Source organism: Thalassobacillus hwangdonensis (assembly GCF_042675915.1).
Lineage (GTDB): Bacteria > Bacillota > Bacilli > Bacillales > Halobacillaceae > Thalassobacillus_A > Thalassobacillus_A hwangdonensis.
The window spans coordinates 182,327-206,209 of sequence record NZ_JBHTKL010000005.1 but is presented as its reverse complement, the minus strand read 5'-3'; the positions used below and the strand labels follow the sequence as shown (position 1 = coordinate 206,209).

Below are 23,883 nucleotides of genomic sequence, written 5' to 3'. Positions count from 1 at the left end.
TTGTTCTGATTCTATTTTATTATAAATGATGGATTCCTGGATAGAGTGATAGGTTGTTTCGGACTATGTATGAAGCTTGGTAACTTCCTTAGGAATCCATCCCTCCTCAGAGTTAGCTGCATGCCTCACCCAGTACCAACCATTCAATTCCTTCAATTGGAGGACTCGATCTCCTGCATCTACATTCAATTCTTTTGCCGTATAATCCTCCAAAATCGTGCCAGTTCCTCCAGACCGTTCAATTAATTGTTCCTGTACCCAGCCACCTGAACTTTCATCAACTGTATAGCAAAAGATCCAGTGGTCCCAGTCCTCTTCCCCTTCATATTTCTCCCCGACGATCACAGATTGTCCTTTTGTAAGTGTAATCGGATTGGGATAATTCGTTCTGTAATTGTCTGTGATCTTAAGCATAGATTTTCTCCCTATTATCCGCACGATCTTCCTCATAAAAACATCCTCCTATTAAAAGGAGGATGCGGCTTTTGTATTATTTCATTACTAGAACCGGACAAGGAGAGTGCTGGACGACATTATTGCTGACACTTCCAAGAAAGAAGCGTTTGACGTTTCCGAGTCCTCTGTTTCCAATCAGGATAAGATCAATGTTTTCTCTTTCCGCATAGGCGCATATGGCTTGCCCAGGGTTATCTTCGGTTTCAGATATCATGACATCAGTCAGAATGCGTCCATTGACTTCGCCTAACTCCTGCTTGATCTTTTCCATCTCTAAGTTGAACTCTTCCATCATCTCTTTTCTGAGATCTCTTGAAATTATCGGCTGTGTGAGCGGGCCGTTCGGTTCCAATACAGAGACGATGTGAACTTCTTTATCTTCGGCCTCGACTGCCTGATTTTTCACTTCCAAAACGGCTTTCTTACTAAGTTCGCTTCCATCATACGCGACTAGTAGTTTCACTGTAATGGGTAACCCTCCTAATGGGTGTCGTGAATTTCCTTTATATGTCTATTGTAACATCTATGGATTAGGAAAAAAATCCCTCACCTATATTATTCCATCTGTGCTCGTTCATAGAAAATTTCATACCTCATGTAATTGTTTAAAAAACTCCCGTGAAGATTGCGGTATTGGATGTTCAGTGTCTTTCGCGACTCTGCTTTCCCAGTTTTCATATCAACAATGGCTTCCTCTAAAGCTAGAACCCCTTCTAAAGTAGTAACTAAATCCATCCTTTTCTCCTGGGGGAAGTCCTCCCTTCCCAGAAGGTCCAGCAACGTCTTTCTAACCGTTTTCACTTCAAATAGCAGGTTACCCAGATCCACCATACTCATGCTCACAGGTTCCTTGGTGAGCAGCCATTCCTGCTCAAACAATGGAAGGATATACTGGGTCTGCCCCGTTATGTAATCATATCCTTCATCCGCATGAAGCGCATCCAAGTCTTTTTCATATGTGCGTTTAAATTCACCCAGATCCGCCGCATACCCATCGACAACAACAGGGTCAGGCGTGAACGAGTAACTTTTATGTAAGCTGAAAGGTGAATAGGGATAGAGCCAAGTCCATCCACCCAAAAGCACAACCAACGCCAAGCTACTAATTAGAATTGCTTTCTTTTTTGTGCTCAAATGACACCCTCCAATTCAGCTACCCATTCACCTATCTCCAACTTCTGTAGTGGAGTCATGGATCAACTCTCCACCTCTCCAAAATACCAGCCCCAATACTTCATGGGCTCATCATCGATTGTATAACCAACAGAAATTTGATTTTCTTTATATTTGGAGTCAAATTCCACTTCCTGGACGAATAATATTGTAAAATCATCGTTGCCGACGCGCTCTTCTAATTCTTCATGAACGGCTTTATTTAATTTTTTATCATCTATGTAGTCAATCACGATTATTGTAGCAACGGTTAAACTTAACCCTATACCTAGTAAAGCAAGTACTTTATTTATCTCGCCAAACCCCTTAATTCGATCACACCCCTTTTCATATATTTCTATACTTTACCTTTCAACATTAAAATCCTTTTTCCTCTACCAAAAAAAATAAGGGTCGTTTCAATATGCTATAATGACACTGATTTTACATAGATTGAGAGGCAATACCATGCAGTCCTTCCCTAGCGAAACCGAAATAGAAAAATCGATTGATATCCTTATCCATAAATTCAACGTACCAAGTCAGCTGTTCCTTGCGATGGTTGGAAAAGAATCCTTCCACCGCATGAATGATGTGCTGACAGCGATGGATCAGCCTAAGCTGACGGACGAGCGTTTGCTCCGTACACTCCTCGTCAGTAAAGGGGCAGACCTATTCGCAGGATCAGACGACGCGACAAGGAAGCTCCGAGCGTATCTGCTCAAACAGTTGGACGATGAAACACTCCTTCGTCTGTTGAAGCGTAATCCCATCAAAGGCAAGCGTATCCAGTCCCCTTCCTACGTACCGAACGCACTCGCCAAAAAGAAATGGATGCCAGGTAGCGTCTGGCCAAGAGATTTCATCAAGACGCTCGGTCTTCCATTGATCTTTTCCGGGGTGAAAAATGCAGCCACACAAGCCAAAGAACCTATCATGGACATTCACCCACGCAAGAAGGTGCCCCCGCTTGTAGACTATCAGGTTGGATTGAAAAATCGGATGCTGGAAGTGCTGCGGATGGAAGGCGACCGAACGCGATGCGTGGTCACCCTGCCGACTGGTGGAGGAAAGACACGCGTGGCCGTCGAGAGCTTCATCGACTGGATGCAGCCTCGTTTCAACGAAGGGAAGTATATGATCTGGATCGCGCAAAGCCAGGAGCTCTGTGAACAGGCGATACAATGCATCACAGATATGTGGCAGAACCGCGAATTCCCGGAGGCTCTCAGGGTCTATCGCTATTTTTCCGGTGCAGAAGTGAAGCCGAATGACCTAATCGGTGGTGTGGTCGTTGCCAGCATTCAGCAGCTTTACTCACGTGTCAAAAAAGAGGACGAGGTGCTCGATGAGCTGTTAAGTAACTGTGGGGCAATGATTATCGATGAGGCCCACCACGCCACCGCTATGAGCTATGAGCAGCTGTTCCTCCGTGCGCGTGAACTGACGGACAATCAGCTGTTCCCAATCTGCGGTCTGACCGCTACCCCAGGGCGAAGCAACGAAGAAACCGTGGCACTGGTGGATACCTTTGAAGCCTATCTGATCCACCCAGAGCTTCCCGAAATGAAAAAGTATAACGACAACCCATTGCGCTACTTCCGGGAACAAGGCTACCTCGCCACACCGAACTTCCTATTGCACCAATACGGGAAGAAGTACGAACTGACTGAAGACGAGCTGGATGGCAGTCAGGAGGAGGTCCATACCGATTTCCTGAGAGTGTTGGCAGAGGACGAAGAGCGGAACTTCCATATCATCGAAACGATGCGCAACATCCCGGAAGGATCCTCGACCCTCGTCTACGGCTGCACCGTCGAGCACTCAGCCTTCCTATCCATGGTGATGAACGCACTTGGCAGGAAATCCGCCTGCATCACCGGAACGACACCGAAGTCGATCCGCCAGATGCACATCCATGCATTCAAGAACAAAGAAATCGAATTCCTATTCAACTTTGGTGTCCTTACCACAGGTTTCGACGCACCAAAAACCGACCACCTGCTTATTACCCGCCCAACTTCTAGTATTATTCTTTATGAACAGATGGTCGGGAGAGGCTTGCGTGGGCCAAGATTTGGCGGGACCGCAGAGTGCAACATCATTGATTTTTCCGGGAATATCTTCAATCATGGACAGCCGCTGGCCTATGCCAGGTTTGTGAGGGAATGGGATTTGGAAGTGAAGGATTCTCAAATGGAGGGTGTTAGGATATGAATAGAATAGACCACCCCTTTATAAGAGGCAGGGTCCCCGCTAAAAATACGGACGATCATTATATGAAGACCGTGATAAGGTGAAAAGAAAAGGAGAGGTGATAAAGTCACTTCTCCTTTTCTTATTCTTTAGATTTTGTGTAAGTCGCATAATACTTTCCGATGCTGATTGTAGCGATAATGGTGAAAATGATCCCTAGGAAGATGATGATCATCACAATGTCGTAAGTACGTTGCATTTGCAGAAACAATCCTGCCGCTACTAAAAATGGAGATTCTATACTTACTTCCTTTGTCCCCATTTCATTCCAACCACTGTATAGACATCATCCAAACTGATGACACGTGAGAACCGTAGCTTACTGTTAGGGAAATAGCCATCCTGGTCGTAGTGCTTGTCCGTATAAATGTCGTCACGTTCGATGTGGTGCTCGTATTTAGAATTGCCTTTCTTCGGATAGGCAAAGTACACATACCCTTGATCCTTCACCAATTGTCGGTCGATGATTTCATGCAGATGGCTGAAGAACTCATCCATCGTTTTGATATAGATGAAGATCAGGTCGTACTTGTCCTGCGCTATGGAAGTATCATATTCAATCTCGTCAAAGTCCTTGCTATCCTCCGGCTGATTCAAGATCAATCGCGCCGGATACTTTTTGAAATTCAGTTTTTCAACGACAGATTTAGTTGATTTCATCTGCGTACACCCTTCCCATGAATTATTTCCATGCACCTAGAATAAGGCCCATTACGGTGTAGGTCACTACATGATAGCCTGCGTTGATCAGGAACAACCGCAAGGACTTCCGCTCGAACAAATATGTAATCCCGAATGAAGCCGCCACCCAAAAGAGTCCCGCCATCAACCCTGCACTTGCACCGATCACTGCATTCCTCTCCGGTCCCAGGAACATGACCAGCACAAAAGCAATAATTAATGAAAACAAAAACGATCCGCCGAATATGATGCCGAGCTTCCCGTTTCTTAAGTCTTCTTCACTCAAACCGTTTTCTTTCATCCAAGGTTTTGCGAATAATACCGAATACCATAGACCACCGATAATAAATGCGGATAATGCCGCTGTAAGAACTGCAAAGTAATTGATCGATTCCATCGCTTGTCCAATATCCATATCCATGTACCTCCCTTCTGTTTATCATTATTATAGGTAAGGTCCATCCCCCTGTATTGTAAAAAATGGACATGAGGGATTACAGGAAGTTATTCGATTCGATGGCGCGCTTTCGGTACTCGAATGGTGTCATTCCAGAGAATCGCTTAAACTCTCGGTTGAAATGAGACTGGTCATAATACCCCAGTTCAGAAACGATCGTTGAGACATCCTCTTCAGACTTCGCATGCAGAAGCGAAAAGGCTTGTTCAAAGCGGGTAATCCGCCCGAACAATTTCGGGTTAATCCCCGTTTGGTCCTTAAAGACGCGATTCAAATGCCGCTGAGTAAATCCCGTCCGCATTGCTAATTCAGCGATAGATTGATTGGGGTTCGCTTTGATTTGCGCGACCAGGTGACTGACAGCTTGATGCTGGGTTGTTTTCTGTTCGGTAATTTTCTTCATAAGAAGCTGGTTCAGTACTGTGTACATACTCGCCGAACCCTCTAATGTACACAGAGCCTCATAGACTTCCCCCTGAAGCTGTCCCCAGAACGATTGGAGATGCTCCACTTGATTCACCGTTTCATGGATCGGAATGTTCAGAAACGGAAACAGCCCATGTGGATAGAAACGAATACCCACCAGATTCGAACTTCCGCTATATTGAATTTCAAGCGGGCTATGATGGATGCCGGACAGCCACGCCTGATGCATCGGCTTCGTTGATCGATTCATCACGTGATAATCGCCTTGTAGAGCGAAAATCATTTCAATTTTTCCATTGGGCAGGATGGTTTCCTTCTTAACTTTTGTCCCCGTTGTCAGCTCTACATTCCAATAACATTCAATCCAAGGGCGAAGCAGCTTCATCGGTTTTCTCATTTCAAATCTCATATCTTCCACCAATTTCTCGATTAATTTTTTTCACCTTCCACTCGATCCAACCACTCATGAACAAGATGACTGAAGAGATCCGACTGTTCAATCTGCAGGTTATGTCCAGCAACATCCAATGTCGCAAATGTCCCTCTTGGATATTTCTCCATCACATCAAGTGCATCTTTATATCCCACGATGGAATCCTGCCTTCCCATTAGGAAAAGACTCGGTTTCAGGAAATCCTCCTGATCAACGTCAAAAGAAAATGCATAGCGCTCCTTAACCTTGAGCAGCACCTTCTCATCCACTACCATGCAGCCGCTCAATACTTCATCCTTATACCGTGACCAATTGTACTCATCAAGCACGACCTGGTGATTGGAAAAATCCTCTGCTTCTTCATTAGATAATTTGCTAAGGAAGGCTTCATCCTTTTTAAGTATGTGATGTGCTCCTACTGTGCGGTCCTCCGGGTTCGGCAGAATGACTGGACAGATGAAGGCAGCACCTTGCACCCGCTCCGCATCCTTCTTTATAATCCCACGGGTGATGTAGCCACCATAGGACTCACCCACAATTATGTAATCCTCATCAGGAATAACCGATTGAATGAATTCGCACACAGCTTTCAACATGTCATCGGAACTGTTGATGTCCTGATAGTTTTTCGTCCTACCCATTCCCGGCAGGTCGATATAAATCCGTCGCCAACCATCTCTTTCCGTGAAGATCGGTTCCATACACCCCTTCATCAAGCGGTGATCGGGAGAAAAGCCATGTATCATGACGATCGGCTTCCCTTCTCCTATATCTTCATAATAGATTTCTGCCTGTTTCACTTTGCAATACGCCATCTATTCAGCTTCCTCTCAATTTACTTTCGCTTCAGGAAATAATTTACCTTTAGCCAAGTTCACCTGTTCAATCATATGCCCGATATTCCCTTCACCGGCATAAAAGGACATATCAAAGAAATCATGATTCAAATCGGACAAGTAAAGGATATTCTCGTCACCAGAGACGGGAACATCACGCTCTAGTCTCCCAACATACACTTCGACATAGCAATCCTGAAGATAATAGGTAAAATCCATCAGATGATGCAAAGTGAGATCTTCTTTCGATATGTTGGTCTCTTCCTTAAGTTCCCGATAAGCAGCGTCGAGCCCTGCCTCCCCGTCCTCAATCTTTCCACCTACCAAATTGCTCAATCCCTTATAAGGGTTCTTCAACCTCTTGCACATCAACAGCTTGTCCATCGTTTGATTGTAAATCATCAGTACATTATAGCCTTGCAATCTCTCACTTCCTTTCAAAAAATTTATATTCCTATATATAATCTGAACAAAATAACCAGTACTGATAAGACTGTAAAATATAGAAAGACTTTAAATGTATCCTTGTACATTCCTAGCTTTCTTCTTTTTTCTACAACTACATCAACAATTAATTTTATAAAGATAAGGCAAGGCACCAGAATAGTCATAACAGGCTTTGGTGTGTTGTATGTAGCTAAAAAAGCTGCAAGTATTAGAAGTCCAATTATTCGCCAATCTCTTCGGTGGATCGAGTCCATACCATACACCAGCCCTTCATACCTTCATTTTACAATAGATAGAATCTTCAAATAAGCATTTCACCAGATAAAGATTTTCTATCAATTCGTTTACATAGGTTTGAAGGACAGGCAAATGTGATAAACTCTCCCATAATCTACACGTATGACATCATAGAGAAAAGGAAGTGCGAGTCTATGAAACAACTATTCCTGCTGCTTGCAGCAAGCATACTTATACTAGGGGCATGCTCCGACTCCTCGGAGGAGAGCGAGAAGGAAACTGCTCCTTCTGAACAGGAAGCTTCCAACCCGGATAAAGGAAAGACCGAGAAAGAACAGAAAAACGAGGAGCCGGAACAGCCATTCAAACCGGTGGAACCGTCTGAAGACGCTGTTTCCATAAAAGAAAAACTATCAGAGAAGGGTCAGAAACGTACGGTTCCTATAGGGGAAACACTCGCAAAAGGGAAAAAGGACCCTTCCGACGGTCCGCTGAAAAACCATCGCCTTGTTGCCTACTACGGAACTCCGGAATCTGAGAACATGGGGATTCTCGGCCAGCTGGAGCCCGAGGAATACATGAAGCAGTTGAAGGAACAGGCGCAGGCCTATTCCGATGCGGACCCTGAACGTCCGGCGGTACCTACGATCGAGCTGATCACGACGATGGCTCAAAGTGCACCAGGGCCGGATGGGAATTATATCCGTATGAACTCCGAAGAGAACATCAAGGAATATGTAGAGCTTGCTGAGAAACATGATGCGCTTGTGCTGCTTGATATCCAGCTCGGCAAGGAATCGGTCATGGAGCAGGTGAAGCTGGTTGAAAAATGGTTGAAGCACCCGCACGTGCACCTGGCAATTGATACAGAGTTCCACGTCGGTGAAGGCGAGAAGCCTGGAGAGGATCTCGGTCAGGTCGATGGCAAGGAAATTCAGAAGGCCGTCAACCATGTATCCAAACTGACGGAGAAGCACAACCTGCCGGATAAGTTCGTGCTCGTCCACCAGTTCACCAGTCATGTGTTGACGAATAAAGACGCGATCCAGCCGAAGGACAACGTCCAGGTCGCGATCAATTTCGATGGCTGGGGCGCAGCTTCTGATAAGAAGACGCTGTACCGCAAGTTCATCCGCGATGAGCCGAACCAGTACGGTGCATTCAAGATTTTTTACGACAAAGACGAACCGGTCATGAGTCCGGAAGAAGTGTTGAAGATGGATCCGAGTCCAGCGATCATCAATTATCAATAAACAAATGGAGTGCCTGCGGACAGGCACTCCATTTCTATGTCAGCCTTCATATTGCGAAGGATCAATGAAAAAGGAATAGACGAGAAACATCACCATACAAAACGCTGTCGCCAGGAACCCCCAACCGAGAATGATCTGATCCGTGACTAAATAGTTGTTGCACAGGGCGGTTTCCGACGTGATATACATCCATCCCCACGCAACGAACAGGACAGTGAAAATTATAATGAGGCTATTTTTCCCACTCGCATTCAGCCTCTTCCAGCTGTCCCTTAAAGGTACTCCTGCGAGAAATGGAAGGCTGATGAATTTGAATGCCTCGACAGACATCAGCGTCAACGCTTCGTCCATCGTCCTCGGAACCATCCAGTACACCATGATGATCGTAAAAAGCAGGATGCCGGGAACGCCATTTTCATTCCATTTATTGAAAAAAGTACGGAACCTCGTTTGAAAGATACCTCCCATCAGAAATCCTGCCACGACAAGCATTGGCATCTGCATGTGCATATGGATGAACATGATCGACTCCATCAACTGGGCTACGGGAGGAAGTGCCAGAGCTACAAGCAGCATCATCCCTACGAAGAACTGTTGCTTCATAACGCTCCCTCCTCTTTTTTCAAAATCGATTTCAACGTGGAAGCAGCCGCATCCACCTCCTGATAGTCCATCACATCGGTCAGCTGCCCATTTTTATCAACTAAGTAAAATGCTGAATTGTGGGCAAAGTTTCCCTCGCCATCCGGTATGACGATGACGCCAAACGTGTCGAGAAGGCGGGACAACTCTTCTTCATCCGGAACCCTCACCATCCGCCACGTCTCTCCGTCGCTGCCGAAGTAATCTTTATAGGTGTTCAGCGTCTTGGGATCGTCGCGATCCGGATCGAAGCTGATACTCAAAAACACGATGTCCTCGCCAACATATTTTTCCGGAAGCTGGTCATAAACCTGTGCCATATTGTATTCCAGCTGCGGACAAACCGACATGCAGGCAGTATAGAGAAAGGTAATGAAAATGTACTTGTCGTCGAACTCGGAAATGCCGTACTCCCTGCCGAAGCTGTCTTCCATTCGCACATCGGGAAAGGATGGCTGGTCATCCACGAGCCGGTGAACTCTAGCAGTTTCTGCCGTGTATGCCCGAAACCCGTCCGTACCTATATAGAACAACCCCACGCCGAAGATCAGGACGACGATCGAAGCGAGGATGGTCGGTTGAAGTTTCCCCATTGGATCACTTCCTTTTTGAGGCGCCTTTTTTCACATCTACCATGTTTTCATCGGTGGCGAGCCTGGAGGTGCATCAATGAGCATATCCGCGACCGGCAATACATACGCCATCGACACTAGCACGAGCATGAGAATGATCCATACACCCCAGCGCTCTGTCCAATAAGGGGTCTTGGTTGCATGCCCTTCCTCCTCTGCAATCGGAAACTCCGTCTTTCCTTTCGGTGCAAGGAACATGAGATGGAACACCGCATACACCTGGAGGATCACGCCGATCATCAGCAGCGTACCGCCAATCGCCAGTAAAAATAAGTACGGATCCCAGGAGAGGGCCGTTGCATGATCGCCGTAGGTAGAATACGACGTCCTTCTTGGAGAGCCGAGCAAGCCGACATAATGCATGGCTCCTGACATGAACAGCATTCCCACACCCCACAGGATCGTCTGGATGATGCCGATCCTGTTTATTGCAGGAGTCAGGATTCTACCAGAGATATAAGGAATCAACCAATAGCTGATGCCGAAAAACGTAAGGATGGCGGTCGTGCCTAAGGTCAAGTGGAAGTGGCCGACGATCCACATCGTATTATGGACGACCTGATCCAACTGGTTCGTGCTTTGGACGATCCCACCCGCTCCGCCTGGAATGAACGCCACCATCGCGACAAATGGTGCAAGGAACCGAACGTCACCCCATGGCATTTTTTTATACCAGCCTACAAGGCCTTTGCCACCCTGTTCTCTTGCGGTCCGTTCGAACACTCGGAACATAGCGTAGGCGGTCATTAAGGAAGGAAACCCGATGGCTAAGCTCATGAACACGTGCATGAATTTGATGGACTCGGAAATTGCTGGGTCAACGATCTGATGATGGAAACCACCGGTGATATTCATGACAACGAGGCCGGTGATGACCACCCGCGTCAATGTATCACTGAACCGGCGACCACCGATGATTTTCGGAACGATGACGTACCAGGCGGAGATGGCGGTCAGATACCAAATGTTGACCAGTGTGTGGCCGAATGCCCAGAACAACGTACGGGCGACCATGACATTGATCGTCTCTACCCAGCCGAACGCCCACGGAATGATGACCAGCACTTCGATTGTGACTGGCAGGCTTCCGAAGAACAACAGGATGAACACCGCAGTTGCAAAGAAAGCAAGAATTGGCAGGTGTTGGCCTTTATTCGCCTTTCGCCAGCTTGCTACATTGTGAAATGCTCCGAACGCGGCCATCCAGACGCCAAGCACGATGAACACCAACCCGATATAAAAGTAAGGAGAGGCAGCCATCGGCGGATAGAATGTATACATGACCGACGCCTTATTCTGGAGAATCGGGACAAGAGCGATGACGAACCCGACAATTTTCATCCAAAAGCCGATCCACGCCATCTTTCTTGTAGCTGGAAGAAGTCCGCCCAGTGTATGGGACAGAGCGGCGTAGAAATAACCGATTGTAAAAAAGGCAGACAGGACGACAACGAGAAGAATGCCGTGTGCGGTCAAAATCTGATAGTAGTTCGCCCATGGCGGGAGCTGCAGGAGTCCTGCGCGATTCAACCCTTGAAGCAGACCTAAGACGCCACCGAGCAGTAATGCAACAAATGCAACAGATATATATGATTTCGTCAGCCTTGATTCTTCAGGGCTGATGCCGAGAACGGTATTCGCTTTTTCATTAAACGTACGGACTGATAATGCTTCCATGTCTCCATCCCTCCTTTAGTTCACCGTAATCGTCGTGCTCATTACCTGGTGCCCGGCTCCACAATATTCATTGCAAAGGACCAGATAGCTGCCAGGCTTGTCGAACTTCTGCGTGATTTTCTGAACGTGCCCCGGCATGACCATAGCATTCACATTGGTATCGGCAATTTGGAAGCCGTGAACGACGTCCTTGGAAGTCAAAATGAAGTGGACCGTCGCCCCTTCTGGAATTTCAATATCTGCCGGAGTAAAGGAGAAGATCTGCAGCGTCATGACGACTTCATATTCATTTTCACCAATCTTTCTTACCCCAGGGTTATCGAACGGTGCCGTTTCATCTACTTTTTGCGGGTCGATCGTTTCCTTATGACTTGGCGGCCCCATCCCGAACGCGTAGGCCTGATAACCAGTGATCAGCATAAAACCGATAATCAACCCGAAACTGAGCGTAAGCCAGATTTTTTCATCCAGATGCATGTTCCATCCCCCCTATACTCGATCCATATAGATGCCGAACAATAGAAAATAAGTCAATAAGATTGCCAGACCAACAACTCCTACCGAGATCCATGTGCCAACCTTCGATGCATTGCTACGCTCTGTTGAGTCTTTTACTTTCACTGCTTTCATGCAATCCTCCCCCTTATTGAGTTCTCACCGTCATCATAATCCTTTGACAGGGGCATTTTTGTGATTCAAATCACAAAGAATGTGTCTAAAATTCCACAAAAAAACCGCCCCATATTTGAGACGGTCAATGCATATGAACTGATAATTGAATCATTCTTGATTGCTTCCTAATGAAAAAAGATGACTTCCCATTAAATGGAATTCACCTTTGCATAACTATCTTATTTAACTAAAGCCCCCGTTAGCAAAACAAGAATTACAAATTTAAAAAGTTGTTAATATCTTCAAAGTCTCATAATCCTCTCTTTCGTTTACTCTTGAAGCATAAAAAAGTGGAGTTTCATATCTCGATAACTCAAAGATTTCTCCTTCTTTAAATTGTATAAACTCCTTTAAAGTACAAATTATACTTGGAGTATTTATTTGGCTATAAACTTCTGTGGGTATTGTTAGGATTATTTTAGATTGATTATGACTATCTTCGTTTTTATCCCTTCCTAAATAGAAGTTATAATCAAAAGCAGCTTGAGTAAAATCTTCAGGTAAGGAATACAATGTCATTGATAAAAGACTATTTCCGTTGGTTAGTGATTTCAAAAGTCGTTTTTCGGTTCTCTTCATAGTTAACACTTTACCAGATTTAAACTCTTCACCATCAAGACCAATGTAGTTAGGTTTAAATGAAAGTGTCTTTGAAAGGTCTTTTGCTATGTTATAGAAATCACTCCATTTATCTGTATCAAATTCATCAATCTTACCATATAAAACAATTGATGTTGTCATCTCAGACATTATTTGTCTCTCCAATCATCACTGAAAAATTCATTATCTTGTTAAACAAACCTGCTCCGTTACTTTAGTAAGAAAAGGCTGATCTCCTTATTGAAGATAAGCCCCCTTTACTTGAAGTCTTAATGTCGAGATAATATGTATACAAGGATTGGATATAATTGATCAAAGCATATAATTTGAATAGGATGATCTCCAATGAAAAAACAACTAGAAGTTTTATCTTCTTTACAAGAAATCAACACCTACATCATAAAAGAAGGAAAATTCACTATTAGGGAACTTTGTTATCATTCCGTTAATAATAATTTACTTTTTACTATTAGAGATTTCAAAACTACCTTTAAGCATCAAATTCTAGGTGTAATATCTATGTTCACAAATACTAATATCTTAACTAAACAACAATTTATAGCACATTCCTCTGAAGAGAAAGAATTGTTCACTATAATAAGAAACAGGGGATTGAACGACCATTTTAGTATTTACTGCCAAGAGGAAAAAATTGCTGAAATAAAAGGTTCCACAAAATTAAAGTTTAATCTTAACGTTACACTGAACAATAGAAATCTAGGCACTGTTACTGGCGGGAGTGGTTGGTGGACATTCGATTCTCCTGAAGGTAAAAGATATATCGACTACAAAAAAGACAGTTACATTCCTGAGTATAAACATAGTGGAAAGTTTCTTGGACCCAGCGTATTAAAAGTGTCAAATATGCGAGAGAATGTTGAATTAATGATAATCTCATTAGCCTTACCTTATATTATCGAGATTATATACTTGAACCAACAAACCTAGTTAACAAAACTGATGGACTTGCTCCACGATTGCCCCCTTTAAGGACGAGTACTCTTTAGCAATCGCCCCCGTTTGTTTAATAAGAATTTATTTCATAAAAGTCACTTTTTTTACTTCAAAGTCATCTGGGTCCCAATCCTCTTCACTTGTGTGGTCAATCAACGTTACTTTTACCTTTTGACCAACTTTAAAATCTGAAGGGTCATCGACTTTTATCTCTTGGTTATCTATCGAGACCAAATCACCTTCTACCCTTGTAACTTCACCAGAAATAATAAACTCTTCTGAATAACTTGAACATCCGGCCAGAAAAAGAACTAACATTATGCCAGTAATAACAAACCTCATCAAATCCCCCTTGAAGATCAAATCTAATAAATCAGTTTCAGATTTTTTCTTCAACACTCCTGCTCCGTTAGCACAATAAGCGATAGTCACAGTGCAGCTATCGCCCTGAAACTCCGTACTGAGATAAGTATATTTATCTTAACAATATTGACTCGAAATATAAGAAGCTCATACTTAGAAATAAAATAGAAAAAGTAGTTATTGGTTTTGGCAATTTTTTTTGAAATAAATAAGCGTTAACCCAATCATTATATGTACAGCTAAAAACTCATTGAATGCGACAAAGATATTGGATAAAAGCCCCCGTTGCTATTTCCTTTTAATGTTAACAATCAAATTGGCAATTAAGGTAATAGCAATGATACCCAATAACCAGTTCGTTACGTACAGTGCATAACTGACATTATAAATTTCTGTTTCTATTCCAGCCACTAACCTTCCCCCTTTATATAATTAATCATTTGATTGCTTATTCAACCAACCTGCTCCGTTACTTTAATCAGGAATGACTGATCTCCTTATTGAAGAAAGCACCCGTTAGTATAAGTACATTTTTTACAATCTTGCTATTGAAAGTAGAACAAAGGAGACTTCATTTTTTAAATAAATCTCATTAAATATTCATCAAATATTTTATTCATAACTTTGGGGGTGTTTTCTAGATAAACATTAATTTGTTCAATGTTCGACTCGAATTTATCAGAGTTACTTTCTTCTGATGGAAAATCAGATATTCCTTTTATAATAATGCACTCCACATCATTCTTCTTACAGATATAAGCAATTGCACCCGCTTCTGTATCGGCTATTATTATTTTGTTTTCTTTAAGTTCTAAATAGTCCTTCCACATCACTACTGCTTTATCAGCGGTGCCAATTGTGCCGGTATGAAAACCATATCCATATTTTGATAGATCAATATCGACTACGAAGGATTGTTTAATAAAAGGCTCAATTTCTTTTACTGTACAATCATATTGAACGGCTTGATCGGGTACAAAAACATCCAAATTACTGTACTTATCATCTATTCCTGCACATGTTCCAGCAACGATTACTTTAATTAAATTAAATTTAGAAATCATATACTGATTACCACCAACACCATTTACTTTTCTTACACCTGTACTATAAAAAACAAGTTCCGTACCATTAATTGTTTTTATGAAATACTCGCCATAAGGATAACCGTAAAGTTCGTTATCTTTTACGCTGAAGTATTCCAATGTCGCTTCATATTCCCACTTCGTCGCTATACTTATTCCTATCATTTTTTTATCCCCTACTTTAATTAAAGAACTTTTTATGTAGACGAATTAGAATTGGAAATCCCCATCCTTCATTAGCAAGACTTCCGTTCCACCTTCTTTAATGCCCACTACTTTCATGTCTTCACTACCAAAAGTCACATTGACTAACAAAAGGGAAGTATTCAGCCCCGCTGCTTTCAACTCTTCTTCAGATTGTTCACTGCCATTTTGAATATTGGAGGGAGATGCATTTCCTATTCCAATATGACAGGACGTATTTTCATCAAACAAGGTATTGTAAAAAAGAGTATCGGACTGAGCAAGAGGAGATTTATTAGAGACTAAGGCGATTTCACCTAGATAATGTGATCCTTCGTCTGTTTCGATGAGATGTTGTAACACTTCTTGTCCCTTTTCTGCATAATAGTCGGTAATTCGTCCTTCTTTAAAAATGAGATAAAATTCTTCGATGACACTTCCCCCATAGATGAGAGGTTTCGAACCTACCAATTTACCATTCACCTTATTTTTATGGGGAGCAGTAAATATTTCTTCCGTAGGAATGTTCGGAAAGAAAGGTATTCCATTTTTATCTGTGACACCCCCACCGATATAGAGGTGATTTTCAGGTAGACCAACTGATAAGTCAGTTCCTCGGCTGTTTGTAAAATGAAGGGCTTCAAATCGGCTCTCGTTCAGGAATTTTTTTCGAGATTCGAAGGCTCTATGGTGACTCTCCCAATCTTTTATAGGGTTCCCGTCTGCTCGAGATCCTTTTAAAATCAATTTCCATAATGATTGTAAAGCTTTTTCTTCACTTAGGTTGGGAAATACTTTCGTTGCCCATTCAACGCTCGGGACAGCTATAAGATTCCAGCGCGCCTCGTGGGATCTGACTATCGCATGATGCTCCCTTAATTTAGTACGAGAAGCTTTTTCGAAACGATTTATCCTTTCTGAAGAAACCTCCTTAAAGACCTCCAAGTTTTCAGAAATAATATGGATGTACGCAGCACCTGCATCGTCCCACTCCTTAAAACGGGCAGCCTGCCAATCAGGATAGTGATCAATGGCACGATCTGCCGCATTTAAGTAAAATTCTTTGATAGACTGTTCATCTGTCCAATCTATAAAAACATTTGAAGCTCCTGCCTTGTAGGCTACCGTTTGGATTAGACGTGCAAACGTAGCATTTTGAATATCACTATGTATAATCAATAATTGATTTTTTTGCAGATTCACACCAGCTCGTACAGCAAGTTCTGCATACTTTTTTAACTGTGCTTCACTTATATGTTCATATATTCCTTGAATCATTTACTATCTCCCCTGTGATGTTCTTGTTTAAATTCACTGAAGAAACCTGATCGACTTTAATTCTATATTGATGGAGGGCTATCAGACATCGTATTAACGAGAATTAAATATAGAAGTATATTAGCTGGAATTAAAATGAAAATTACCCTTACCGCCAAAGGAGATATACCGAAATGCTCAGCTATACCTCCGCACACCCCCGAAATGGACTTATTGGTTGAAGATTTTCTTAATTTATTATTCAAATTCAATCTCCTTTTCTTATCCAAGCTGGATTAAAAAGAACCATAACATCGGCGTTAAAATAACTAACGAAAATAAGCCTGTGAACATATATTTTATGTATTGATTTCTATTGATACCTTTTCTTAATTCCCATAACCCCAATGTTATAAGATATAGTCCAACCAATACTGAAATTATCGGAAGAACAATAATAAAACCTACCATTTGGACACCCCCTTAAGCTTTAACTCTCTTACCTTTTCGTTCTAAAAGTATAGGTGCTATATTTAGTAGGATCGAAACAATTGTCAAAAACCACAATGCCCTTGCCATACCAGGTACTACATCCGCTAAAGCCGCCCAATCTTCCGCTCCTACCCACTGAGATACATAACTGTAATCTGCACAAAGTGTTAATGCTGTAAATGATAATCCCATCGCCATAGCAAGCTTATAATCTTTTCCTGCACTGTACATATAAAGATTTATAAAAGTTGCTACTATAGCAATAACCCCTAATATCACCCACATAACTATACCTCCATTGCCTTTTCTTAGGAATTAATACTTCTAATCTTATTTCACAGTAAGTGCTCTATCTTGTGATTTCTTATTGAACAAATCTGCTCCGTTACTTTAATAAGAAGAGGATGATTTCTTTATTGAAGAAAAGCCCCTGTTAGTTGAAGAACTAATTCTCTTTAATTAGATTTCCATTTATATCGTAATATTTATAATTCCGATATTCGTAACTATCTTTATTTGTTTGAGGTTTATCGACCCAAGTAACATTTGCTTGATGCGGAGTAAAAATTTGTTCTAATGGTTTACCATTAATATCTACCTGCATTTTCGCAATTTTATTCTCATAATTTGTCACGACCATCATTTTTGAACTTCCACTTAAGGGTGAGAACATACTAAATGATTCATTATCTCTTGATTCTATATGCCTCCAAACATAATTCTCCTTCTGATTCTTAATGAACTCAATATAAGAAGGACTATCATTCGATAGGAAACCTACAATTCTAACATCATTAAAATCGCTGATTTCCAGAATTTCAACCTCTTTATTCTCATAATCATCAATTGACTTAATCACCTTAACGATAGAATCCTTATCATTTCCATATAACTCTTGTTTTGAATTATAAAAATAATAGGAAACTACTAAGACCAGTGTTAGTACACCAATAATTATCCCTATTCTTTTCTTCCCCACAGTTCGCCCCCATTACTTTTCCTAATTCAACTATACTGCCCGTTAGCCCAATAAGGGACAGTAGTCACTGTGCAGGTATAGCCCCAATTGTGTAAAACTTGAATTCGAGACACTTTAAAATTCCAACAAGGTATTGTTAAACATCTTCATTCAAATGCATGTTTAAATACAGATCTATATCTGGAGAACCTGTTGAATTATTTAATACAGATTCTACCCAACAATCTCTTTCATAACTTAAAACCTTTAAGTCCCAGCAACACGCTATTAAACCTTTAGGTGTTACATATTTAAACATCCCAGGATCCCCATGTGACTCAACGTAAACATGGTGGTTAAGCTCATTTTCATTAGACCACCAGTCAATAAAAATAAAGTTGGCTCCCGAACCTTCATGAACACCTATAAACCCAAGACCATATCGATTCTTTGTCACCGCTGGAAATGGCAAAATATCACGAGCAAGCTCCTTTGCTTTATCCATTAATTTGTTACTCGGATATTCACTTGAATAAGAAATCCCATATACCTTTAGCGACCAGCCTCCGTTTTCCCATAACTGTAAAAATCGAATAGGTCGTTTTTGATAATCGCTTTGAATTTTTATCAACCAAAGCCCCTCCCAGATTATTTTCCTTAACTAAAGAAACGCCCCCAATAATGGAAGACCGATAGGAACAGCTAAATGATTGTTCCTTATGGACTGTCTCCTCCTAATTAGTAAACATAATTAACCTTGAAATTCTTCAACTAAGATTGAATAGAGCTTTAAGTCTTGGTACTCTCCTTTAGCGAACATTCCTTTTCTAATTAAACCTTCAAACGACATACCAACTTTCTCCATTACTCTTTGAGAGCCTATGTTTTCTACAAAGCATCTAGCTTGAATACGGACCAAGCCTAGTTCTGTAAAACCAACTTCAACTATTTTTTTGGTAGCTTCTGTGGTGAGCCCATTACCCCAGTAGTCCTCAGACAGTACATATCCAACCTCCGCATTATTGTGTTTGTAATTGATAGTTACAAAGTCGATAGTTCCGATAAGCTTGCCAGTAGACTTCAACTCCATACCCCAAAGAGCTTTATTATTTTGACTATAACCATCTAGTACCGCTTCAATAAATTGTTCAGTATCTTCTTTAGTTTGGTGTGTCTCCCAGCTTACTCTTTTAGAGACACTTGGATTAGAACCATAATAGAAAATATCATCAATATCTTGTTTATTTATTTTTCGAAGTGTTAAATTCTTGGTCTCTAATTTCGCCAATTTTTCAAGTTCTTTTAGCAAACTTATCTCCCCCCTATGATTTATTTCTAGACTTACTTGGCATTATAGGTTTTCTTCAATTAACCTGCTCCGTTAGCACAGCAAGCGATAGTCACAGTGCAGCTATCGCCCTGCTAGTTTAAAACTCAGCACTGAGATAAGTGTGCTTATCTTAATAATATTGACTCGAAATATAAGAAGCTCATACTTAGAAATACAATAGAAAAAGTAGGTAGTGGTTTTGGCAATTTCTCTTTGAAATAAATCATCGCTAAGCCGATTATTATATGTACAGCTAAAAACAGAAAAATATCCATCTTATTTTGTCACTCCTGTTAGGTAACTCATTGAATGAGACAAAGATATTGGAGAAAAGCCCCAGTCAGTTCTATAAGTATTGATGTTTTTTATATCTTTTGTTCATCTCATTTTCAATTACTTTTGTAGTAGTGTAATCCAAAATATTGTGAATATCATATGTGAAAGAATGCTCTAAATTAAGTTTTCCTTCTAAGATAACGGGAAGGTAACTTTTCAAATTACTAATAACCCCCATATTATCTTTATCCAAGATCCAATCAATTGATTTCCAATCTAAAGTTCCTTCTAATGTGTTTAAGGGCGTTTCTATATGTAAATCCTCTGGTAAATCAGCAATAAATATGTACATACCAGCATTGCTTACTTCACTTTTTAAAATCACATTTCCCGCATAAGTTACACTATTAAGTTTCAAGCCCGTTTCCTCATAAGTTTCTCTGATTACACCCTGCATAGGAGTTTCATGATCCTCAATTTTTCCTCCTACGCCATTCCACATTCCCATGGCAGGCTTTTTATTTCTGTTTAAGAGTAGAATTTTGTTATCCTTCTTTATCAAGCAGATAGTATATTTAAACATCAGCACCAACCCTTTAGCGAAGTAATTCTAATTCTTCACTTGTTACTCTTTTGATTTCCCCAATTTTGAACTCTATTATTTCTTTGATTTTTTCTTCAGATGTATAATCTTGAAAATACTTTTCAATCTCCCAGGCAAGCATCATAGTTGTATGATCAATATAATAGTAATTGAAATCTCGCTGGTAAGCTTGGGAGGAGATATTGAGATTGTCGTTATTTAGGAGTTCTTGATAAGATTCTTTTACAAATTGAATCAACCGTGTGTCATAAATATCTTGGCACATTATCGTTATGTCTCTTAAAGGTGAACTTAGAGCTGCCCACTCCCAGTCAATCAACCATATCTGACCATCATTGAGGAATATGTTCTCCAAGTGGGGATCCCCGTGAGTAATAACTTGCGGGCACTGTGGCTCAAAGTTTTTAAAATCTAATTGCTCATAAGCATTGGTGATTATTTTAATCCAATCTGTTTGAATCCAGTGATGCTGTGCCCCTAAACGATTCATCTGGTCAATGCACCATCCGTGCCATTCATATGTAATTCGGTGTGTCGGTAACCCGTTGCTGTTCTTGTCATTACTTAAGCTATGTAGAGCAGCTAGTCTATTTAAGATACTCTCTATAAGGTTTTTCTTATCCAATTCTGACAGTAGTTCAAAGCCCTTTTTTATGGGGGAGTTTAAGTCATACATAAGAATAGCTTTTGGTGAAGAACCCCACACTGCTATCACTTTATTAAATTGTTGAATGAGATTTGAACTCGTTGAATAGAGGTCGAGTTCATTGCTTCGGTCCGTTTCAACCTCTTTATATACAAGGTTGACGTTTTGATTCTCTTTATCAATAGCATTAATCCTATAAATTCTTCCTGCATGCGCCCCATTAATAACTTCTTTTTTTAGTACCTTTACATTTCTCTCAGCCAGTCTTTCTTCTAAGTATGTCAATTCACCTTCTCCTTTGGGCAAATTAGTTCTACACCTTCATTTCACTATTTTAATGATGCTTTGAACACATAACTCACTTTGTCATAACCCATTTTATCTTCATAAAAGCGGTGGGCATCCGTTCTCTGTAATCCTGAAGATAAAGCAACACTTTCATATTCATTTTCTTTCGCCCATTCATGAACATAGGAAAGCAGCTTTTCACCGTACCCTTTTGAACGCTTAGTTGTATCGGTCACTAAATCACAAACCCAGACAAACCTCCCGTAATATAGGGTGATCATTGGCTTAAATCCAACTACTGCGACAATTTCTCCTTCCTCCATTAGAGCAAACAGCTTGTAGCTGTCTTTGTCCTTTGCATCTTCAACTAAATCGAGATAGGTTTTTTCATCGAGATGCTGTCGTAATTGCTTCATTACTGGAAATGCTTTTAAAATATCAGTTTGTGAATCTAGTTCTTTAATTGTAAAAGTGTCCCCCATGACCATGACCATGCCCCCGCTCATCAACTTCATTGTGCTAATTTTAACATAATTATCCACTTACCCTGTCTTGTCCCGAAATCCTTTGGAAATTTTTTCTCCTCAAAGTGCAACTTTTTTCCATTCCCATTCGTTGATTAGACAGGAGGGGGAGAAGACTTGGATATCAATCAACTTTATAAACTGTACATAAACGACGTCTATCGCTATCTTCTCTCTCTTTGCAGGGAACAGAGTCTGGCGGAGGATTTGACACAGGATACGTTCATGAAGGCGTACGGTGCGCTCGAAAAAAGTCCACCAAACTCGATGAAGGCCTGGCTGTTGAAAATCGCGTACCACACCTTCATCGACTACGCGCGGCGGAGTAAGAAGATGGACATCGAAGAACCGGACTATTTTACAAACATACAAACGGACACCTCAGCAGAAGAGGAAGTCCAGAAGAAAATCGACAAAGAGGAGCTCTACCAAAAGCTCGATCAACTGAAGGAATTGCAGAAGCAGGCGATCATCCTATGTGATTTGCGCGACTACTCGCTTAAGCAGGCAGCAGCCACGCTCTCGCTGAACGAAAATACATTAAAGACCCATATATTCCGGGGACGGGCAAAACTTAAACAGCTTTACAAGAAAGGAAGTGTCGGGAATGAGTGAGGAATGGAAGCAGCGGTTGAAAGATTACTATGATGGCAACCTATCCGAGCAGGAAGCAGCAGAAGTGGAAAAAGAACTGGAGAAGCTGGATACCTATCAGGAAGTCATTGCAGAAGAACTCCAGACTTCCGAGAACACTACGGAGGAGCTATCTTCAGACAAAGCCGGGAAAATCATCAAGAACAGCATCCGGAATGCTAGATTTTCACTGGCTGCTTACGTGACGATGATCGTTCTGCTGATTCTGCCAGTCATGATGATGGGTAGCTACCTCTACTATGGGTGGGGTCAAAAAGCAGAAGACCTTATCCAAGTCGCGATTCAGACCGTGTATGTGACCGAGCCGAACGTCAGTCTGGAAGAGATGGAGGTCGAGCGGACCTTCGGCCTGTTCACGTTCGATGTTGATATGGATCTCTACAAACGTGTCGGGAAAAACGATATTTCGTTAGGCGATTGGGAGGTTTCCTATAACTTTAGTGATGCGGAATTCCCGAAACGCAATTACATCATCGAGAATCCACCTCAGGACATCCCGTTACCAGAGACGAAAAAGCTGTTCCACCCGGAAGGTATCGTTTCCAACCGCGACGAAAACGCCTGGAATACGTTGGAGAAGTTGCCTAAAGGAACGGTTGCAGAACTGTATGTATCTCTTGAGGATACCTACGCTCCTAGCGACATGAGGGGTGTGCTCCAAGATGTGGACGCAGAATGGCGCTGGTATGCGATTGATACTGGACTTGAAGCAGAAGGAAAAAGTTCAGAAGGCGGATTCCTCCCACCAATCGGTTATCCCGCACAGCAGGATCCGGATGGTTGGTCGCCCTATAATTCCCGAAGGAAAAACGAAGAACAATTCATGGAAAGTCTCCGCTTCCTTGCCAAGTATGAAGAACAGGCAACAAACATCGCGCATGCGAAATGGCTCGACCTTGAGGACCGCATCGATTATTTAGAGGGGAATGGTCTGAAAGCATACGGCGGCGTGGTTACCGGTCCAACTAAAGAGCTGTTGAAGCTAAGAGATAATGACGCGGTAAGAACGATCCACATCGGGGAGGTGCGGTTATGGAACTGGTGAAAAAGAACCCAAAGCTTAAATTGAGGGAAACAAGATTCGGTGTTGTTTCATTCCTATGTGCGCTGTTGACACTGGCATATTTGAACATCTTCCTATTATCGTTGAACAGCTTCAACCCGTTTGCGAATCTGTTTTTGCAGATCATTCCTACGACCGGCATCATAACGGGGTTCGTGAGCTTTTTTCGGGTAGGTTATCGCAAGACCTTCACCTGGTGGGCGCTAGGGTTGTATGCGTTCATGTTCATCTGTGTCGTTTTCATCGGATTCATTGAATTTGCAACGTATACGAAGCCATAAAAATACCTATCAGTATCAATAAAGCACGCTTGGATTACAATATCCAAGCGTGTTGTTTTAATCGTATA

The 23,883-nt window shown here is 41.8% G+C and carries 32 protein-coding genes; 6 read left to right on the top strand and 26 right to left on the bottom strand.

Annotated elements, in window-relative coordinates:
• Positions 1-63: 63 nt before the first annotated feature.
• The 3 genes from ACFQ2J_RS10365 to ACFQ2J_RS10355 form a co-directional block, all read right to left on the bottom strand.
• Positions 64-450 (bottom strand): SH3 domain-containing protein, encoded by a 387-nt coding sequence (locus ACFQ2J_RS10365; protein WP_386059689.1) that lies wholly within the window; start codon positions 448-450, stop codon positions 64-66.
• Between the two features lie 40 nt (positions 451-490).
• A complete protein-coding gene (locus tag ACFQ2J_RS10360) occupies positions 491-919 on the bottom strand; it encodes a universal stress protein (RefSeq protein ID WP_386059687.1) in 429 nt (142 codons plus the stop codon).
• 92 nt (positions 920-1,011) lie between these two features.
• Positions 1,012-1,590: a hypothetical protein gene (locus ACFQ2J_RS10355; RefSeq protein ID WP_386059685.1), complete on the bottom strand. Its 579-nt coding sequence runs from the start codon at positions 1,588-1,590 to the stop codon at positions 1,012-1,014.
• 486 nt (positions 1,591-2,076) lie between these two features.
• On the opposite strand from ACFQ2J_RS10355, the gene ACFQ2J_RS10350 reads away from it, so the two are divergent.
• Complete coding sequence (locus ACFQ2J_RS10350) at positions 2,077-3,825, top strand: DEAD/DEAH box helicase (protein WP_386059683.1); 1,749 nt, start codon at positions 2,077-2,079, stop codon at positions 3,823-3,825.
• A gap of 121 nt (positions 3,826-3,946) precedes the next feature.
• On the opposite strand, the gene ACFQ2J_RS10345 is transcribed toward ACFQ2J_RS10350, so the two are convergent.
• From ACFQ2J_RS10345 to ACFQ2J_RS10320, 6 genes are all read right to left on the bottom strand, one after another.
• Positions 3,947-4,126: a hypothetical protein gene (locus ACFQ2J_RS10345; RefSeq protein WP_386059682.1), complete on the bottom strand. Its 180-nt coding sequence runs from the start codon at positions 4,124-4,126 to the stop codon at positions 3,947-3,949.
• Complete coding sequence (locus ACFQ2J_RS10340; RefSeq protein ID WP_386059680.1) at positions 4,108-4,524, bottom strand: hypothetical protein; 417 nt, start codon at positions 4,522-4,524, stop codon at positions 4,108-4,110. Before ACFQ2J_RS10340 ends, ACFQ2J_RS10345 begins: the two co-directional genes overlap by 19 nt.
• 22 nt (positions 4,525-4,546) lie before the next feature.
• On the bottom strand, positions 4,547-4,960 hold the full coding sequence (locus ACFQ2J_RS10335) for a DUF1761 domain-containing protein (RefSeq protein ID WP_386059679.1): 414 nt from the start codon (positions 4,958-4,960) through the stop codon (positions 4,547-4,549).
• A gap of 79 nt (positions 4,961-5,039) precedes the next feature.
• Positions 5,040-5,837: a DUF6597 domain-containing transcriptional factor gene (locus ACFQ2J_RS10330; protein WP_386059676.1), complete on the bottom strand. Its 798-nt coding sequence runs from the start codon at positions 5,835-5,837 to the stop codon at positions 5,040-5,042.
• Positions 5,838-5,857: 20 nt separating this feature from the next.
• On the bottom strand, positions 5,858-6,676 hold the full coding sequence (locus tag ACFQ2J_RS10325; protein ID WP_386059673.1) for an alpha/beta fold hydrolase: 819 nt from the start codon (positions 6,674-6,676) through the stop codon (positions 5,858-5,860).
• A 15-nt stretch (positions 6,677-6,691) separates the two neighbouring features.
• Positions 6,692-7,120, bottom strand: coding sequence for an NUDIX hydrolase (locus ACFQ2J_RS10320; RefSeq protein WP_386059670.1), 429 nt, complete (start codon positions 7,118-7,120; stop codon positions 6,692-6,694).
• A gap of 455 nt (positions 7,121-7,575) precedes the next feature.
• On the opposite strand from ACFQ2J_RS10320, the gene ACFQ2J_RS10315 reads away from it, so the two are divergent.
• Positions 7,576-8,634, top strand: coding sequence for a hypothetical protein (locus tag ACFQ2J_RS10315; protein ID WP_386059667.1), 1,059 nt, complete (start codon positions 7,576-7,578; stop codon positions 8,632-8,634).
• 39 nt (positions 8,635-8,673) lie between these two features.
• Here ACFQ2J_RS10315 and ACFQ2J_RS10310 read toward each other — a convergent pair whose 3' ends face one another.
• The 6 genes from ACFQ2J_RS10310 to ACFQ2J_RS10285 all read right to left on the bottom strand — a co-directional run bounded on the left by ACFQ2J_RS10310 (position 8,674) and on the right by ACFQ2J_RS10285 (position 13,007).
• The gene (locus tag ACFQ2J_RS10310; RefSeq protein WP_386059664.1) at positions 8,674-9,237 is read right to left on the bottom strand and encodes a hypothetical protein; all 564 of its coding nucleotides are present in this window, start codon (positions 9,235-9,237) and stop codon (positions 8,674-8,676) included.
• Positions 9,234-9,869 (bottom strand): SCO family protein, encoded by a 636-nt coding sequence (locus tag ACFQ2J_RS10305; RefSeq protein WP_386059662.1) that lies wholly within the window; start codon positions 9,867-9,869, stop codon positions 9,234-9,236. Before ACFQ2J_RS10305 ends, ACFQ2J_RS10310 begins: the two co-directional genes overlap by 4 nt.
• 36 nt (positions 9,870-9,905) lie before the next feature.
• The gene (locus ACFQ2J_RS10300) at positions 9,906-11,585 is read right to left on the bottom strand and encodes a cbb3-type cytochrome c oxidase subunit I (RefSeq protein ID WP_386059659.1); all 1,680 of its coding nucleotides are present in this window, start codon (positions 11,583-11,585) and stop codon (positions 9,906-9,908) included.
• A gap of 15 nt (positions 11,586-11,600) precedes the next feature.
• The gene (locus tag ACFQ2J_RS10295) at positions 11,601-12,062 is read right to left on the bottom strand and encodes a cytochrome c oxidase subunit II (RefSeq protein ID WP_386059656.1); all 462 of its coding nucleotides are present in this window, start codon (positions 12,060-12,062) and stop codon (positions 11,601-11,603) included.
• A 12-nt stretch (positions 12,063-12,074) separates the two neighbouring features.
• Positions 12,075-12,215 carry a hypothetical protein gene (locus tag ACFQ2J_RS10290; protein WP_386059653.1) on the bottom strand — a complete coding sequence of 47 codons (141 nt, stop codon included), beginning with the start codon at positions 12,213-12,215 and terminating at the stop codon, positions 12,075-12,077.
• A gap of 264 nt (positions 12,216-12,479) precedes the next feature.
• Positions 12,480-13,007 (bottom strand): hypothetical protein, encoded by a 528-nt coding sequence (locus ACFQ2J_RS10285; protein WP_386059650.1) that lies wholly within the window; start codon positions 13,005-13,007, stop codon positions 12,480-12,482.
• A gap of 195 nt (positions 13,008-13,202) precedes the next feature.
• Between ACFQ2J_RS10285 and ACFQ2J_RS10280 the strand changes: the two genes are divergently transcribed.
• Positions 13,203-13,805: a hypothetical protein gene (locus tag ACFQ2J_RS10280; protein WP_386059647.1), complete on the top strand. Its 603-nt coding sequence runs from the start codon at positions 13,203-13,205 to the stop codon at positions 13,803-13,805.
• A gap of 87 nt (positions 13,806-13,892) precedes the next feature.
• On the opposite strand, the gene ACFQ2J_RS10275 is transcribed toward ACFQ2J_RS10280, so the two are convergent.
• The 11 genes from ACFQ2J_RS10275 to ACFQ2J_RS10225 all read right to left on the bottom strand — a co-directional run bounded on the left by ACFQ2J_RS10275 (position 13,893) and on the right by ACFQ2J_RS10225 (position 21,775).
• On the bottom strand, positions 13,893-14,207 hold the full coding sequence (locus ACFQ2J_RS10275) for a hypothetical protein (protein ID WP_386059644.1): 315 nt from the start codon (positions 14,205-14,207) through the stop codon (positions 13,893-13,895).
• A gap of 545 nt (positions 14,208-14,752) precedes the next feature.
• Positions 14,753-15,424, bottom strand: a complete 672-nt coding sequence (locus ACFQ2J_RS10270; RefSeq protein ID WP_386059642.1) for a 5'-methylthioadenosine/S-adenosylhomocysteine nucleosidase family protein — start codon at positions 15,422-15,424, stop codon at positions 14,753-14,755.
• A gap of 45 nt (positions 15,425-15,469) precedes the next feature.
• Entirely contained in the window at positions 15,470-16,720 is a 1,251-nt protein-coding gene (locus tag ACFQ2J_RS10265; RefSeq protein ID WP_386059640.1) for an aminopeptidase, read from the bottom strand.
• Between the two features lie 62 nt (positions 16,721-16,782).
• On the bottom strand, positions 16,783-16,965 hold the full coding sequence (locus tag ACFQ2J_RS10260) for a PspC domain-containing protein (RefSeq protein WP_386059637.1): 183 nt from the start codon (positions 16,963-16,965) through the stop codon (positions 16,783-16,785).
• 217 nt (positions 16,966-17,182) lie between these two features.
• On the bottom strand, positions 17,183-17,476 hold the full coding sequence (locus ACFQ2J_RS10255; protein ID WP_386059634.1) for a hypothetical protein: 294 nt from the start codon (positions 17,474-17,476) through the stop codon (positions 17,183-17,185).
• 160 nt (positions 17,477-17,636) lie between these two features.
• Positions 17,637-18,170: a hypothetical protein gene (locus ACFQ2J_RS10250; RefSeq protein WP_386059631.1), complete on the bottom strand. Its 534-nt coding sequence runs from the start codon at positions 18,168-18,170 to the stop codon at positions 17,637-17,639.
• A 136-nt stretch (positions 18,171-18,306) separates the two neighbouring features.
• A complete protein-coding gene (locus ACFQ2J_RS10245) occupies positions 18,307-18,780 on the bottom strand; it encodes an isochorismatase (protein ID WP_386059628.1) in 474 nt (157 codons plus the stop codon).
• Between the two features lie 120 nt (positions 18,781-18,900).
• Positions 18,901-19,458, bottom strand: a complete 558-nt coding sequence (locus ACFQ2J_RS10240; RefSeq protein ID WP_386059625.1) for a GNAT family N-acetyltransferase — start codon at positions 19,456-19,458, stop codon at positions 18,901-18,903.
• A gap of 367 nt (positions 19,459-19,825) precedes the next feature.
• Entirely contained in the window at positions 19,826-20,338 is a 513-nt protein-coding gene (locus tag ACFQ2J_RS10235; RefSeq protein WP_386059622.1) for an NUDIX hydrolase, read from the bottom strand.
• Positions 20,339-20,351: 13 nt separating this feature from the next.
• Positions 20,352-21,290 carry a phosphotransferase gene (locus ACFQ2J_RS10230; protein ID WP_386059619.1) on the bottom strand — a complete coding sequence of 313 codons (939 nt, stop codon included), beginning with the start codon at positions 21,288-21,290 and terminating at the stop codon, positions 20,352-20,354.
• A 44-nt stretch (positions 21,291-21,334) separates the two neighbouring features.
• The gene (locus ACFQ2J_RS10225; protein ID WP_386062453.1) at positions 21,335-21,775 is read right to left on the bottom strand and encodes a GNAT family N-acetyltransferase; all 441 of its coding nucleotides are present in this window, start codon (positions 21,773-21,775) and stop codon (positions 21,335-21,337) included.
• Positions 21,776-21,934: 159 nt separating this feature from the next.
• On the opposite strand from ACFQ2J_RS10225, the gene ACFQ2J_RS10220 reads away from it, so the two are divergent.
• From ACFQ2J_RS10220 to ACFQ2J_RS10210, 3 genes are read left to right on the top strand one after another with little or no spacing between them, the layout of a single operon-like run.
• Positions 21,935-22,432, top strand: a complete 498-nt coding sequence (locus ACFQ2J_RS10220; protein WP_386059617.1) for a sigma-70 family RNA polymerase sigma factor — start codon at positions 21,935-21,937, stop codon at positions 22,430-22,432.
• Complete coding sequence (locus ACFQ2J_RS10215) at positions 22,425-23,516, top strand: anti-sigma factor (protein WP_386059614.1); 1,092 nt, start codon at positions 22,425-22,427, stop codon at positions 23,514-23,516. The genes ACFQ2J_RS10220 and ACFQ2J_RS10215 overlap by 8 nt, the downstream gene beginning before the upstream one ends.
• Complete coding sequence (locus ACFQ2J_RS10210) at positions 23,504-23,815, top strand: hypothetical protein (RefSeq protein ID WP_386059611.1); 312 nt, start codon at positions 23,504-23,506, stop codon at positions 23,813-23,815. The genes ACFQ2J_RS10215 and ACFQ2J_RS10210 overlap by 13 nt, the downstream gene beginning before the upstream one ends.
• Positions 23,816-23,883: the final 68 nt, after the last annotated feature.

Excerpts from the sequence above, each read along its gene's own strand:
- ACFQ2J_RS10215 (WP_386059614.1), top strand. The coding sequence starts at position 22,425 with ATGAGTGAGGAATGGAAGCAGCGGTTGAAAGATTACTATGATGGCAAC.
- ACFQ2J_RS10365 (WP_386059689.1), bottom strand. The coding sequence starts at position 450 with ATGAGGAAGATCGTGCGGATAATAGGGAGAAAATCTATGCTTAAGATC.
- ACFQ2J_RS10305 (WP_386059662.1), bottom strand. The coding sequence starts at position 9,869 with ATGGGGAAACTTCAACCGACCATCCTCGCTTCGATCGTCGTCCTGATC.
- ACFQ2J_RS10270 (WP_386059642.1), bottom strand. The coding sequence starts at position 15,424 with ATGATAGGAATAAGTATAGCGACGAAGTGGGAATATGAAGCGACATTG.
- ACFQ2J_RS10350 (WP_386059683.1), top strand. The coding sequence starts at position 2,077 with ATGCAGTCCTTCCCTAGCGAAACCGAAATAGAAAAATCGATTGATATC.
- ACFQ2J_RS10340 (WP_386059680.1), bottom strand. The coding sequence starts at position 4,524 with ATGAAATCAACTAAATCTGTCGTTGAAAAACTGAATTTCAAAAAGTAT.
- ACFQ2J_RS10315 (WP_386059667.1), top strand. The coding sequence starts at position 7,576 with ATGAAACAACTATTCCTGCTGCTTGCAGCAAGCATACTTATACTAGGG.
- ACFQ2J_RS10330 (WP_386059676.1), bottom strand. The coding sequence starts at position 5,837 with ATGAGATTTGAAATGAGAAAACCGATGAAGCTGCTTCGCCCTTGGATT.
- ACFQ2J_RS10300 (WP_386059659.1), bottom strand. The coding sequence starts at position 11,585 with ATGGAAGCATTATCAGTCCGTACGTTTAATGAAAAAGCGAATACCGTT.
- ACFQ2J_RS10255 (WP_386059634.1), bottom strand. The coding sequence starts at position 17,476 with ATGTGGGTGATATTAGGGGTTATTGCTATAGTAGCAACTTTTATAAAT.
- ACFQ2J_RS10285 (WP_386059650.1), bottom strand. The coding sequence starts at position 13,007 with ATGTCTGAGATGACAACATCAATTGTTTTATATGGTAAGATTGATGAA.
- ACFQ2J_RS10225 (WP_386062453.1), bottom strand. The coding sequence starts at position 21,775 with ATGGGGGACACTTTTACAATTAAAGAACTAGATTCACAAACTGATATT.
- ACFQ2J_RS10345 (WP_386059682.1), bottom strand. The coding sequence starts at position 4,126 with ATGGGGACAAAGGAAGTAAGTATAGAATCTCCATTTTTAGTAGCGGCA.
- ACFQ2J_RS10265 (WP_386059640.1), bottom strand. The coding sequence starts at position 16,720 with ATGATTCAAGGAATATATGAACATATAAGTGAAGCACAGTTAAAAAAG.
- ACFQ2J_RS10335 (WP_386059679.1), bottom strand. The coding sequence starts at position 4,960 with ATGGATATTGGACAAGCGATGGAATCGATCAATTACTTTGCAGTTCTT.
- ACFQ2J_RS10290 (WP_386059653.1), bottom strand. The coding sequence starts at position 12,215 with ATGAAAGCAGTGAAAGTAAAAGACTCAACAGAGCGTAGCAATGCATCG.
- ACFQ2J_RS10325 (WP_386059673.1), bottom strand. The coding sequence starts at position 6,676 with ATGGCGTATTGCAAAGTGAAACAGGCAGAAATCTATTATGAAGATATA.
- ACFQ2J_RS10295 (WP_386059656.1), bottom strand. The coding sequence starts at position 12,062 with ATGCATCTGGATGAAAAAATCTGGCTTACGCTCAGTTTCGGGTTGATT.
- ACFQ2J_RS10310 (WP_386059664.1), bottom strand. The coding sequence starts at position 9,237 with ATGAAGCAACAGTTCTTCGTAGGGATGATGCTGCTTGTAGCTCTGGCA.
- ACFQ2J_RS10210 (WP_386059611.1), top strand. The coding sequence starts at position 23,504 with ATGGAACTGGTGAAAAAGAACCCAAAGCTTAAATTGAGGGAAACAAGA.
- ACFQ2J_RS10235 (WP_386059622.1), bottom strand. The coding sequence starts at position 20,338 with ATGTTTAAATATACTATCTGCTTGATAAAGAAGGATAACAAAATTCTA.
- ACFQ2J_RS10280 (WP_386059647.1), top strand. The coding sequence starts at position 13,203 with ATGAAAAAACAACTAGAAGTTTTATCTTCTTTACAAGAAATCAACACC.